Raw genomic sequence first — 14,382 nt, 5'->3', positions numbered from 1 at the left:
TAATATAATTGATTTTAAAAGACTCTCTATTAACATAAAGATATTATGGAAAAACTAAGCGTATATCCCAAAATTACCACCCATGTATTGCAGGAAATGAAGTTGAAAGGGGAAAAAATTGCCATGTTGACTGCTTATGATTATACCATGGCAGGACTGATCGACGAAGCCGGGATCGATGTAATCTTGGTAGGTGATTCAGCATCAAATGTGATGGCAGGACATAAAACCACTTTACCTATTACTTTAAATGAAATGATTTATCATGCAAGCTCTGTTATGCGCGCTGTAACGCGAGCACTTGTTGTAGTTGATCTTCCATTTGGAACTTATCAGGGCGATTCACTAGAGGCATTACATTCTGCAATTCGTATTATGAAAGAGTCGGGTGCCAATGCCATCAAAATGGAAGGTGGTAAAGAAATCGTTCAATCAGTTAAGAGGATATTATCTGCCGGTATTCCGGTACTCGGTCATTTAGGCTTAACACCTCAATCAATCCATAAATTTGGTACCTATGTAGTTCGTGCTACTGAAACAGATGAAGCAAAAAAACTGGAATCAGATGCAAAACTTTTAGAGGAAGCGGGATGTTTTGGCATTGTTTTGGAAAAAATCCCTGCTGCTTTAGGAGCCAAAGTTACTCACAAACTTAAAATCCCAACCATTGGAATAGGTGCAGGTAGCGGTGTTGATGGACAAGTTTTAGTTTTACACGACATGCTCGGACTTACCCAAAAATTTTCCCCACGCTTCTTGCGCAGATACAACAATCTATCGGAAGAAATTAAAGGAAGCGTTCAAACTTATATCAGCGATATTAAAACGCTTAATTTCCCAAATGAAAGGGAGCAGTATTAATACTACAAAAGCTCTTTAGCATGGATATATTAGCAAGTGTCCGTGAGCAAATCCTTTTTGAGGATAACCATCTTATCATCATAAACAAAAGACCTTCGGAATTGGTTCAAGGTGATAAAACAGGTGATGCATCATTAATTGAAAACATAAAATTCTACATAAAAGAATGTTACCAAAAACCCGGGAATGTTTATCTGGGCCTGGCTCATCGCATTGATCGTCCGGTAAGTGGTGCAGTAATTTTTGCTAAAACAAGTAAGGCTCTTACCAGGTTGAATGAGCAAATAAAAAACAAAGAAATTCAAAAAACCTATTGGGCTATTGTAAAAAACATACCTCCAAAAGATGAGGATCATCTCATTCATTGGCTCGTAAAGGATGAGGCTAAAAACAGCTCCAAAGCATTTAATTCAGAACAAAACGGAACTAAAAAAGCTGAACTTAAATACAAAATGATCTCAAAAAGCAAAGACTACGCATTGCTTGAAGTAATTCTGATAACCGGGCGACATCATCAAATTAGGGTCCAATTATCAAAAATTGGATGCCCGATAAAAGGCGATTTAAAATATGGATTTCCGAGATCAAATAAAGATGCATCAATCAGTTTACACGCCCGGAAACTTAATTTTATTCATCCTGTTTCCAAAGAAGTACTCGAAATCGTTGCCCCAACTCCAAGTGATCCTTTATGGGATTTTTTTAGTTCTTCACAATGAATTTTAAAGAAAAGATTAATCTTTGAAAATTCTTTAGTATTGGATTCAAAACGGATTTAATTCTATCTTTGATCATGGCCATGAATTTGAAAAGATCAATAACCATCCTTGTTTTTCTAATGCTATTATCCTCTTTGGTAAAAGGCCAGTATTTTAGTTCCGGACAGGATCCAGCTTCAACAAAATGGAAACAGATTAATACAGCGAATTTTCAAATCATTTTTCCTGAAAATTTTGAAACCCGGGCACAATATCTTGCCAATATTCTGGATTCGGCCTATTCACTTGTTGCATATTCATTAAATGGAGCAATCAAAAAGACTTCAATTATTTTACACACCCAAACCGTAGTTTCAAATGGAACAACCGCCTGGGCTCCGACCCGAATTGATTTGCATACGACTTCTCCACAGCAAATCTATTCCCAACCTTGGCTGGATCAGCTGGCACTGCATGAAATTCGTCACTTAATCCAAATCGAAAAACTGAACACAGGATTAACCAATGTGCTTAAAATTATCATGGGCGAGCAGGCATTGGCATTTATGGCCGGTATTTTTATTCCTCAATGGTTTTTGGAGGGAGATGCCGTAGTTACTGAAACTGCTTTAAGTAATTCCGGTCGTGGACGAGAACCCTCATTTGAAATGCCGATAAAAGCCCAGGTAATCGAAAAAGAGATTTTTTCCTATGAGAAATCCGTTCATGGTTCTTACAAAGATTTTGTTTCCGACCCATATCCCTTGGGTTACTTGTTGGTAGCTTCAGGTCGAAATAAATTTGGGCCAGAACTTTGGGAAAACACCTTAGTGAATACAGGTAGAAATCCTTTTCAGATAACCCCATTTTCACATGCCATCAAAAAAACAACCGGATTAACTAAACAACAGTTCTATCATTCCGTAATGGATGATTTGAAAGACAAATGGGATTCCATTCAATCTTTACAATCCTTCCAGCCTCTCGAACAACTGACAAGAATACCTAAAGACTTTACTAATTATAACCATCCGGTTATGATGGATGAAAGAAATATTCTTTGTGTAAAAGGAAGCATTGATGATGTGCAACGCATTGTTAAGATTTCACCAACAGGTGAAGAAGAAATCATTTTTACACCCGGGCCAAACCTGGGTGATCGGTTATCCTACTCGCAAGGTTTACTTTGTTGGTCGGAAGTGGAATTTGACATGAGATGGCAAAACAGGAACTTTTCGGTCATCAAAACCTATCATCTCAAATCGAAAAAGTTAACCCATTTAACAAAAAACAGTCGTTTGTTTTCTCCCGCATTGTCGCACGATTCAAAAAAAATTGCTGTCATTGAACAAAGCACCGAAGATGAATCAACATTGGTTATCCTGGATGCTTCGAATGGATTAGAGCTCGAACGATTTCCTCATCCCAATCACGAATTTTTGATGACCCCATCATGGTCGGATGATGATGACAAAATTGCTTTGATTACCCTAAACAATCAAGGGAAAAGCATTCAGGTTTTAAATTTAAGTTCAGGCAAATTCGAGAAGCAAATACCCGAAACTTATGTTCCTATTTCCAATCCCAGAATTACAAACGATACCATTTATTTCACCGGAGCTTTCTCGGGAACCGACAATATTTATGCATTGGATTGTTCAACTAAAGCTATTTTTCAAATCAGCCATGTAAAATTTGGAGCCAAAGATGTTTTTGTAGATGAGAAAAATGATTTTCTTCTATACGCTAATTACACCTCGGATGGTTATGAAATTGTAAAACAGAAGTTATCTGACGAACGTTGGATTCCTTTAACTGAAATTAAAAAAGGATTTTTGGATCTTGCGAAAACCTTTTCAAAACAGGAAAAAGAAATTTTAGAAATTGATCATCGAGCCGATAAAAAATTTGAAGCAGAAAAATATCACAAAGCAAGCGGATTACTCGATATTCACAGTTGGGCTCCGGCTTCCATCAATGTAAATTCGTATGAGGTTAAGCCCGGCTTCTCAATGATGTCGCAAAATAAATTAAGCACTGCCTTCGCAACTTTGGGTTATGAATACGACCTCAACGAATCATTGGGAAAATATTATTTTAATTATTCATATGAAGGGTTTTATCCTATTTTCGACTTGGAAGTTGATCATGGAAAGAAACGCTACTATTTCAATGATACAACACATCAAATAAAGTTTCTTTTATATGATGAAACCAATATCGAAACCCAGGTAAGATTGCCACTTTCATTCAACAAGGGTAGGTATTACAGAGGTATTCAGCCCTCCATAAAATTCAGGAATTCATTTTTAAAAGAATTGCCCGACCAAGAAATTAATTTCACCCAACATACTGTTCACAGCATGAATTATCGACTTTATTTGTATAATCAAATACGTTCATCGTCAAGGGATTTATACCCTTCATGGGGTCAAATTATTGATTTCCGGGTCGGGCACACTCCTTTTCAGCTGGAAAATAAGAGTTGGTTGGTTTCAGCTCAATCCATACTCTATTTCCCCGGGCTTTTTAAGCATCACGGCATAAAAATAGTTAACGGATATCAAAAAAGACAGGAAGGAGTTTACTATTTCCCCCAGGAAGTAAATTACCCTAGAGGTTTTAATAATCACAACGATTTGGAACTTTTCCGAACCAGCATTAATTACAAATTCCCGCTTTGCTATCCCGATTTTCATATAGGTTCATTATTTTACCTTAAGCGATTAAAGCTTGCATTATATTATGATCAGGCCCATGGCAAAAATACTGAAGGGAACACAAACTATCGCTCAACAGGATTTGAACTCACTTCCGACATGCATTTCTTCAGTTTAATTGCACCTGTCGATATAGGGGTCAGGTATATTTATTATCCCGATCAGAAAACCAATGTTTTTGAATTTTTATTTTACATTGATTTCTCAGCACTTTATTAAATTTGCAGAAACGTAAACACATTAACACTTAAACACATTAACACGTAAAAACATCCTTGCTATGAAAAGCCGCGTAATTGACTACAAACCACAAATTGAAGAAATCATTACTAATTGTAAAGTTTGCCATCTCTCAATGGTTGACGAAAATAATATGCCTTATGTTTTGCCTTTCAATTTTGGATATGCAAACGATGAAATTTATCTGCACTCTGCCCAAAAAGGCAAGAAGATTGATATTTTAATGAACAATCCCAATGTTTGTGTTGCATTCAGTGGCGATTATGAATTAAAATACCGTGATGAAGAAGTTGCATGCAGTTATAGCTGGAAATACCGTTCGGTATTGGCTTTTGGAAAAGTGGAATTTATCACTGATTTTGAAAAGAAAAAAGAAGCCTTAAATGTTATTATGGCTCATTATGTCGATCGAAAATTTAAATATAACGATCCGGCGGTGAAAGATGTTAATTGCTATAAAGTGTTAGTAAATAAGCTGGAAGGACGGGTTTACGGACATTAAGCCGATTGATGATTTTCAATTTTCGATTTTTGAATGTACGTTTGAGCGATTTATCTATCATATATTGTTCTACTGCATTTAATATATTCTTTTTTTGTAATGAATTACTGCAAACTTTCATCATTTAAATTATGATTTTCCACTTTCCATTTTATACAAAATAAAATAGATCACAAATCTAATCTTTAAGTATTATACTGATTTTTATCAGGCACCTGTTCAGATTGTTTTTATATCCATTGCTTTTGTTATTTTTGTCGCGCTTGTTTGCAACTCATTTTGTAAAGTAAGCATATCGAACTAAAATGTTTATTTTATGAAAGTTGGAATTTTAAAAGAGATTGAGCCTAAAGAATGTCGGGTAGCGGCTACTCCAAAAACCGTTAATCGATTGATTAAACAAGGCTTTGACGTCTTTATCCAAAAAGACGCCGGATTAAAAGCAAATTTTTCGAATGAAGATTTTAAAGCTGCAGGTGCGACTATCGCTTCTTCGGCGGCAGAAATCTACAAAAATTCGGATATAGTGCTAAAAGTTTTAGCTCCTAAAGATGAAGAAATTGAATTAATGAAAGAAGGTCTGGTTTTGTTAAGTTATTTATGGCCTGCTCAAAATCCGGATCTGCTCAAAAAACTGGCCAATCAAAAAGTGAATGCCGTAGCTATGGATGCAATCCCAAGGATTTCCAGAGCACAAAAGATGGATGTTTTATCCTCCATGGCAAATATTGCCGGATATCGTGCGGTTATTGAAGGAGCTAATCATTACGGGAAATTTTTGAACGGACAAATTACCGCAGCAGGTAAAGTTGATCCTGCCAAGGTATTAGTTATCGGCGCAGGTGTAGCGGGATTAACTGCCATTGGAATTGCCAATTCATTGGGTGCCATCGTAAGGGCTTTTGATACCCGACATGAAGTTGCTGAGCAAATCCAATCAATGGGTGCCGAATTTTTAAGCGTAGATATTAAAGAGGATGGTGCTACAGTTTCAGGTTATTCAAAAGTGATGAGCAAAGAATTTATCGATGCAGAAATGGCCTTGTTCAAAGCGCAGGCTGCTGAAGTGGATATCATCATTACCACAGCTCAAATCCCCGGGCGTGAAGCCCCAAAATTAATTCTTGAAGATCATGTAAAAGTGATGAAAGCAGGATCGGTTATCGTTGATTTAGCCGCATCAACAGGCGGAAACTGCGCCTTGACCAAAAATGATGAAATATATACTACGGATAATGGGGTGACTATTATTGGCAAACTTAATCAGTTACCCAATCAGGCTTCTCAATTATACGGAAACAACCTCTGTCATTTATTGGATGATATGGGAAAAGCCGGAAATTTCAAAATCAACATGGAAGATGATGTTGTGAAACGTGCCATGGTTACCTATCAGGGTAAAATCAATTGGCCACCCGAACCACTTCCTGTTAGTCCTCAAAAACCTAAAGTTAAAGAGGTAGTAATAAGTCCTGAAGAATTAGCATTGGCTAAAGCAAAGGCCTCCAGAAATAAAATCATTGGCATGGTGGTAAAACTTTCTGTGATAGGTTTGTTTTTATTTTTGCTCAGCAAAGTGGCTCCTTCCGATTTTATGGGGCATTTCACCGTTTTTGTTCTGGCAGTTTTTGTGGGATGGCAGGTAATCTGGAACGTTTCTCATGCACTTCACACACCTTTAATGTCGGTGACCAATGCCATCAGCGGAATTATAATCATCGGCGGACTGCTTCAGGTCGGTAATGATATTTCAAGTCCCGTGACCATTTTGGCATTTGTAGCCATTCTGGTTGCAAGCATTAATATTGTTGGTGGATTTTTCGTGACTCAAAGAATGTTGAAAATGTTTAAAAAATAAGGAAAATGATCTCTACACAAATACAAACAGCAGCATATTTATTCGCAAGCATCTTATTTATACTCAGCCTTGGGGGCTTGTCTTCACAAGAGTCGGCCAAACATGGTGTTTTTTATGGGATTGCAGGTATGATTATCGCCATTTTGGCAACTGTTTTTGGAGCCGGGGTTGAAGGATATATCTATATTATTGTAGCCATCGCCATTGCTTCAGTGATTGGGATTATTGTAGCCCGAAAAGTTGAAATGACAGCCATGCCTCAATTGGTCGCCATACTCCATAGCTTTGTCGGATTGGCAGCAGTCCTGGTTGGTTTTGGTTCATTTCTCGATCCCGAAACACACTTACTTCAAGGCGCAGAACATAATATTCATTTTGTTGAAGTATTCATTGGGGTATTCATTGGTGCAATTACATTTACAGGATCAATCGTGGCATGGGGAAAACTTGACGGAAAGATCCGCAGTAAGCCTTTATTATATACCGGACGCCATCTCGTAAATATTATTTTAGTAGTCACCTCCATTGTTCTTGGTGTATTATTTACCATGGCAGAAGGAAATGAAGGCTTGCCTTTTCTAATGATTATGACTGCCATTGCCTTATTCATTGGAGTGATGCTGGTAATGGCTATAGGTGGAGCAGATATGCCTGTTGTGGTTTCAATGCTAAATTCATATTCAGGATGGGCGGCTGCTGCTGCAGGTTTTATGTTAGGAAACGATTTACTCATAGTAACAGGAGCTTTGGTGGGTAGCTCAGGGGCAATTCTATCTATCATCATGTGCAATGCCATGAACCGATCTTTTCTGTCGGTTATTTTTGGTGGATTTGGAGAAGTGATGCATGGCAGTGCCGAAGATATGGTTGGTGAAGTGACCTCTGTTGATCACGAAACTGCAGCAGAAATGCTGAAAAATGCCCAATCGATTGTAATTGTCCCTGGATATGGAATGGCGGTAGCTAAAGCACAGTACCCCGTTCACGACATGGTAGATATCCTTAAAAAGGCGGGAAAGCAGGTCCGCTTTGGAATTCACCCTGTTGCAGGTCGTTTACCCGGCCACATGAATGTATTGCTTGCCGAAGCCAATGTATCTTATGATCTGGTTTTGGAAATGGATGAAATTAATGAAGATTTACCCAAAACCGACGTTGTAATGGTAATTGGTGCCAACGACATAGTAAATCCCGGTGCAGAGGAAGATAAAACCAGCCCGATTTACGGAATGCCTGTAATTCAGGTTTGGAATGCCCGCAATGTAATCGTGATGAAACGATCTATGGCAGTTGGTTATGCCGGAGTTCAAAATCCCTTGTTCTACAAAGAAAATACGGATATGCTTTATGGCGATGCCAAAGAGAGTGTGGATAAATTGAATGGGTTTCTTCGTAGATAGCGAAAAAATGACGATGGGTGACACCCCTTAATGCATAAAGTTTGTTTTCCTGAATCAAATCCAATTGATTAATTTAATATTTAGGTAAAAAAATTGGGTAGGCCTGAAAAAACGGCGGGCAAGCGCGGGTCTGTAGAGCTTCAGGGACGACGTCCCCATCCGGGGACGTTGTCCCTCATACTCCTGATCGCGAAGCATATCGAAGCATTCGTTTGTCATTCCGACGAATGAAATGAGGAGGAATCTCAATCCTAAAAAGAGATTTCTCTCCCGCTTGTAGCGGGATCGAAATGACAAGTACTTCATTTTTGAAATTGGGCAGGCCTGAAAAAACGGCGGGCAAGCGCGGGTCTGTAGAGTTTCAGGGACGACGTCCCCGGATGGGGACGTTGTCCCTCATATTGGGTTCTGCACCCTGATTGCGAAGCATATCGAAGCATTCGTTTGTCATTCCGAACGAAGAGAGGAATCCCCTTTATGGATTGAGATTTCTCTCCCGCTTGTAGCGGGATCGAAATGACAGCTTGTATTTGTCATTTTTGAAGTTGGGCAGGCCTGAAAAAACGGCGGGCAAGAGCTGGTCTGTAGAGCTTCAGGGACGACGTCCCCGGATGGGGACGTTGTCCCTCATATAAGTTTCGGTATAGATAGTTTAGTTTATCTCAATTTTATCAATTTCTTTCATTAATCTGTCTGTTTCCGAAAGGGCAACAATTATTTTCTGATAGTGCAAAATATCCTCAAATTCCAATTTCCTGTCTTTTCGGTCTTTAAGCCATTTTTGGGCTGGCTGATAACCTCCAATATAAAAGTTCCAAGCTATTTCTGGAACATTGTCAAAATATTGCGTATCGTTAATGTAAACTTTTCCATTACCATCCGAACGCTGAGCAGAGTCGAAGCGTGGTTTGATTACCACATTATCGCCATCAATCGGGTATTGTGTAATGTATTTATCAACCGTTGGACTTTCTAATAAATGAATTTGTCTTATTTCTCCTCCAAACTTTACCAATTGCCAGAATGATTCTTTGTTCTTTGGATATGGCACTCTTGGAAAATCTATTTTTAAAAATTCCTTGTACTTTTCTCTATATGTTGGTGAATGTAAAACAGCATAGATGTAATCTAAAATGTCAATAGGAGCAAAGGTATTTTCGGGTGTTTCTTTTTCGTTGGTAAAAGCTAATCCCAATTTAGCGGCTATTTGCTTTACAATTTCAGGGTTTAGGTTGGGCGTTCTTTCTTCAGTATGACCAATAGTTTGTTGTCCTTTAATATCGGGATAAATATAGAGTGGAAATAGACAACCTGTACCAAATAACTTTGCACTTGCAGTAATATTACCTTCAATAATTTTGCTAGTTATAAAACTATGTCGATAATCTTGAGTAGTTTGCCTTGGAATAATTAAACCAATATTCGAATGAAGGAAATGTTTCATTACTTCAAATCTTGACCGACCAATAAAGCCACCAGAATTTTTAGTAATTATAGTTTCTCTAACATCAAACGGACGATAATGTATTTGTTGTTGATAAAAAACATCGGATAGAATACTTTCTTTTGCTTTTTGGAAATTCCAACCACTTGAATCTTCTTTTTCTTTGTACTTTAATTTTAGAGTTTTAACATCCTCTTTTTTAAAATCATCGATGATATTATTTAGCGATTTTTTATCAAAATGAATAGCCAAAGAATCGCACTTTGTCTCAATACCATTAGAGTTCAGTAACAATAATTCATTAACTCTAAAACCCTTATTATATTGAGACTCTAAATTAAAATCTTTGGGAACAAAAAATCTGTAAGGCGTTGTGTATGCTAATCGGTTCCAATTAATTTTTGAAATAGATGAATTTAGCAAGTTTTCATATTTAAATTCTCTTTTTCCCTGCAATTCAGCATGAAATAATTGTCCTAATTCTGTTTTCTTCTTATTACCATTTTTAACAAAGATGTTTATTGAAACACCTTGCATTATATCAAATACATTTTGGTCAGGACTTCCATCAGCACATATTTCATTCTTTTTAGCATTTCCATGCAAATCTAGTATGTAAACTTTATCAAAACTTTCTAATAAACTTTTCCGCATTTGGCGATGTGTAATTCCATCAATAAAGCTATTGTTAGAAATATAAGCTAAAATTCCACTACCATTTTTGTCAATGTAATGCTGACCATATCTAATGAATTTTATATAATCATCATCAAGGTTAATTTTTCGCTCGTTTAAATCCTTTTTATAATCCGCTATAAGGTTTTGAATCCACTCACCTTTATTTGTGCTACTTACAGCATAAGGCGGATTACCAATAACACACATTACAGGCGTATCTCTTTTTATGTGATTGGCTTCGTTGGCTTCGGTACTTAACCAATTGGCAAATAGCGTTCCTGTATCTTGGTGGTGTTCTTCTAAACTGTTAGTAAGGTAAACCCTAAAACGCTGGTTTGATGTCGGTTTATATCCCGTTTCGGTTAATAACAAATCAAGTTTCAAGTGTGCCATTGCATAGCTTGCCATGAGCAACTCAAAACCGTTCAAGCGTGGCAACAAATGAGCTTCTACATAATTGCTCCAAATGCCTTGCTGTCCTTCAAACTTTTTGTGAATGAGTTTAATTACTTCAGCTAAAAAAGTTCCTGTTCCTGTGGCTGGGTCGAGTATTTGAACACGGTGTACTTCCTGCTCAAATAGCTTATTGCTGCCCTGCACGTTAGTTTTAATCTTGGTTTTGCTTGTGTCGGCAAGTCCTTGAGGCAAATCAAATTCGGTTTTTAAAATATCGTCAACGGCACGTACAATAAAGCTTACAACGGGCGCTGGTGTGTACCAAACGCCACGGGCTTTACGTAATTTTGGGTCGTATTCGCTCAGGAATGTTTCGTAAAAATGGATTATCGGGTCTTCCATTTTCGTGCTTTTGCCGTAGTTTTTCAAAATCTCATCTACGTTGCACGCAAGGAAAATATTTACCAAATCGTCAACAATCCATTTTATGCGGTCGTCAACCTCTAAGCCAGCAATATAGCCAAACAGTTTCTTAAGAAATGGATTTGATTTTGGTATGAGTTCGTATGCTTCCTGTCGGCTAAAGGTTGGCAAAGTGGCATCGTGCGAACGAGCCGCAAACATTCCGTAAGCGATAGTTTGAGCGTACACATCTGCAAATCCTTTGGGTGTAATATCATGTATCAGAATTTGCTTAAAGGCGTGCATTTGGTCTTTCAGCGTGCTATCTTCACTGTTGGTTTCATCACTCGTGAGTGCCTTTTCAATCACTTCAGAAAGAAGGCGGGCTTTGCCCGCCATCATTTCGGCAAGTTTTTTACTGCTTTTTATAGTTTGCCCGATGTGGGTGCAAAAGTCTTTAATCAGATTTTCAAATCGCTCAAAATTCTCTGTTACAGGCTTTATCCCTTTTTCGGTAACTTCTCCAATTGCAATTTTGGTTACAAATTCACCTTCACGATATAAATGAAAATCGAGATAATCGGTAAAAATCAGGTTGTTTAACGATGCTTTGTATCTGTCGAATTGTTCTTTATTTCCTGTTTTCTTCGCTCCTTCAAGGTCTTTGTCGCCAATATCTTTTGCTTCAATAAATCCAACGGGAATATCCTTTTTTGTCAAAATGTAATCAGGAGCTCCACAGCTCTGTCTTTTCGGTTCGTTCGTCGCCCGAATTGTTGGCACTAAACTCTCGATCAGTTGTTGCAAATCTCCACGAAACGTGTGTTCAGTCGCATTGCCTAATTTGTAGCGTTTGTTTATGTTGTCTATGTATTGTTCAATTGTCATTTTTCAAATCCGTTTCAAATAACTACAAATGTATTAAATTGCTGTTGTACGTGAGCTGTTCATGTTTTTTTCTTTCTTTTTGCAGCAAGCAGGCCACTTTAACTGGTTTTTAACAATTGCTCAGGATTACAATGATAGTGAGTAATCGCACCTTGGCGACGAGCATGCTTTCATGTCCCCAAAAAGACAGGAAACAACACGAAAACCGTGCTGTTTATTAACCGACTTAAGCGCCATGCACTATGAGCCGTTGTTATGCACTGCATTTATAAATTTAATATAATTGAGAACTTATTAGTTCCCATTTCGATTTCATTTTCAATAATGCCTTCATTCTTACATTTATAAGATATAATTATATTGTGTGCTTTAGCTACAATATCCGCGAGATAAAGACCAATGCCACTCCCTTTAGAAGAAAACTTTTGGGCATTCGGATCCTTAAATCCTTTTTCGAAAATCTTATGAATATTTTCTTTTTTAACAATTGGGCCAAATGATGACACAGTTATTTTAATAGTTTCATTAATTTGTTGGATATATATATCAACTGTATTATTGTTTTTTGAATATTTAATGGCGTTTTCTATCAAAAGAAAGGGTAATGTCATAAAGGAGTCATATACCATTGATTCAGCGGTTACATAATCATCACTATGAAGATTCAGTTTGACGTTTTTTCTATTTGCTGTTTCAGTAAATAGTCTACATACTTTGTCAAACATTTTGTATGGGTAGCATTTAGTGACTTGACCAAATTTTGCTGATTCTGGATTACCAATTAATGGCATGATTTTTAAACGATTTTCTAACAAATCTATAGCATGATATAGAGTCCTTAATTTGTAATCTGCATTTTCGACTTTCTTTTCAAATGTATCACCATCTACTTTATTGATTAAAGATTCTAATGTTCTGAAAATTAAAGAAATAGTTGGGATGATGTCATGAAATAATGAGAAGTTATCTTGAATTTTTTGGTCTGTAAATTGAGTTATTTCATTTATTAATTCTTGAGTTCTAATTTCCCAATTTTCTAATTCACTAATATCAATAAATAGTCCATTTAAATTCTTTTTTTGTTTTCTGGGCAACTTCCCCATCTGACCCTTAATTAGAATCCCAAATAATATGAGATTGAAATTTTTAAAATCAACTTTATAACTGTTGAAACCTAAAGAGCAGTAGTAAATCTTATTCCGACTTTTTGAAAGCGATTTGTAACATTCTTTATTACACCTTGTACATTCTATTGGAGTTTTTATAATACACCCATTATTAATCTTACCTTTTTCGTCAAAAAAGGGATAAGGTACCAATCTATTAATTTTTTCTATAACATTATCCATATTAAGCTGCTGCTACAAAACCAACGATTGATAAAAATTTTTTGATTAAGAATATAACCTTTGAACTTATTTCAACGCCTTTAAGAATTTTTCCTCCAATTAAATTATAATCAACAGATCTTTGATTCTTTATCGCAGATATTAATTCTTTCTCAACGCGTTTAATTTGTTTGGTTTTTACTCCCTCTTTCATTAAGTATCCATTCAAAGAACTCCAGAAGTATATGAGGGTAATTTTCTGATCTATAATTCTATCTATTAAGTTTTTTGCTTTTATGAAATCAACGGGTTTGCTCAGTGTATCATCAGCTTTCTTGAAGAAATGTGTTTTGTCTATATTAAACTCTTGTCCGGAAAATGCAACAACTATTTGAGCAGGATTTACTTCTTTAATTCTCTCAAGAATTCCGATGCCATCAGTTGATGAAATAGATGGGGCTGCAATGTCATTAATATCTAATATTATGATGTCAAAATGATTCTTCTCAAGTCTTTCTAGGTTTCTATCATCAACCTTATCCCACCATTCTATCGTATAACCACTAGTACTTAATAGATTAGTCGGAAAGCTTGCTTCATCATCATCAATTACGACAATCTTAATACGTTTTCTAATCTCATCTGGATTATGAGGAATTCTAAAATCATTGATTGATTGGTTTCTGAATAGTTGTAGCATAAGTCAAAATTTATAAGTTATTAATGTTGCGCATAACGATTTGGCTATGAAACGTGGCGGATTTTCCGCGAACTTCGTAGTCAGGCAGGACGAGAAGCTTGAAGGAAGATCCCACGTTTCAGCCGAGTAAGAACCCGCCAATGTTTTATAGCCGTTGTGTGTGCCCAGCATGAGCATGAGCACACCCATTCGCAGTATGTATAAATATTTCAAATATGCAAATATTTTGGATATAAACTAGGTGAATGGGTATATATTTTTTCCAGA

The 14,382-nt window shown here is 36.8% G+C and carries 9 protein-coding genes; 6 read left to right on the top strand and 3 right to left on the bottom strand.

Annotated elements, in window-relative coordinates; genetic code table 11:
* Positions 1–45 precede the first annotated feature (45 nt).
* The 6 genes from panB to pntB all read left to right on the top strand — a co-directional run bounded on the left by panB (position 46) and on the right by pntB (position 8,279).
* Positions 46–861 carry a 3-methyl-2-oxobutanoate hydroxymethyltransferase gene (gene panB / locus KKG99_07595; GenBank protein MBU1012853.1) on the top strand — a complete coding sequence of 272 codons (816 nt, stop codon included), beginning with the start codon at positions 46–48 and terminating at the stop codon, positions 859–861.
* 20 nt (positions 862–881) lie between these two features.
* Positions 882–1,580, top strand: a complete 699-nt coding sequence (locus KKG99_07590; GenBank protein MBU1012852.1) for an RNA pseudouridine synthase — start codon at positions 882–884, stop codon at positions 1,578–1,580.
* An 80-nt stretch (positions 1,581–1,660) separates the two neighbouring features.
* Positions 1,661–4,498: a hypothetical protein gene (locus tag KKG99_07585; protein ID MBU1012851.1), complete on the top strand. Its 2,838-nt coding sequence runs from the start codon at positions 1,661–1,663 to the stop codon at positions 4,496–4,498.
* 61 nt (positions 4,499–4,559) lie between these two features.
* A complete protein-coding gene (locus tag KKG99_07580; GenBank protein MBU1012850.1) occupies positions 4,560–5,021 on the top strand; it encodes a pyridoxamine 5'-phosphate oxidase family protein in 462 nt (153 codons plus the stop codon).
* A 316-nt stretch (positions 5,022–5,337) separates the two neighbouring features.
* A complete protein-coding gene (locus KKG99_07575; protein ID MBU1012849.1) occupies positions 5,338–6,879 on the top strand; it encodes a Re/Si-specific NAD(P)(+) transhydrogenase subunit alpha in 1,542 nt (513 codons plus the stop codon).
* 5 nt (positions 6,880–6,884) lie between these two features.
* Positions 6,885–8,279 (top strand): Re/Si-specific NAD(P)(+) transhydrogenase subunit beta, encoded by a 1,395-nt coding sequence (gene pntB / locus KKG99_07570; GenBank protein ID MBU1012848.1) that lies wholly within the window; start codon positions 6,885–6,887, stop codon positions 8,277–8,279.
* Between the two features lie 652 nt (positions 8,280–8,931).
* Here the strand turns inward: pntB and KKG99_07565 are convergent.
* The 3 genes from KKG99_07565 to KKG99_07555 all read right to left on the bottom strand — a co-directional run bounded on the left by KKG99_07565 (position 8,932) and on the right by KKG99_07555 (position 14,115).
* Positions 8,932–12,087 carry an N-6 DNA methylase gene (locus KKG99_07565; protein MBU1012847.1) on the bottom strand — a complete coding sequence of 1,052 codons (3,156 nt, stop codon included), beginning with the start codon at positions 12,085–12,087 and terminating at the stop codon, positions 8,932–8,934.
* A 266-nt stretch (positions 12,088–12,353) separates the two neighbouring features.
* Positions 12,354–13,190: an ATP-binding protein gene (locus tag KKG99_07560; protein MBU1012846.1), complete on the bottom strand. Its 837-nt coding sequence runs from the start codon at positions 13,188–13,190 to the stop codon at positions 12,354–12,356.
* A 247-nt stretch (positions 13,191–13,437) separates the two neighbouring features.
* Positions 13,438–14,115 carry a response regulator gene (locus KKG99_07555; GenBank protein ID MBU1012845.1) on the bottom strand — a complete coding sequence of 226 codons (678 nt, stop codon included), beginning with the start codon at positions 14,113–14,115 and terminating at the stop codon, positions 13,438–13,440.
* Positions 14,116–14,382 lie beyond the last annotated feature (267 nt).

The organism is Bacteroidota bacterium, assembly GCA_018816945.1.
Lineage (GTDB): Bacteria > Bacteroidota > Bacteroidia > Bacteroidales.
The sequence above is the reverse complement of the archived record's forward strand: the minus strand, read 5'-3'. Positions and strand labels throughout refer to the sequence as shown.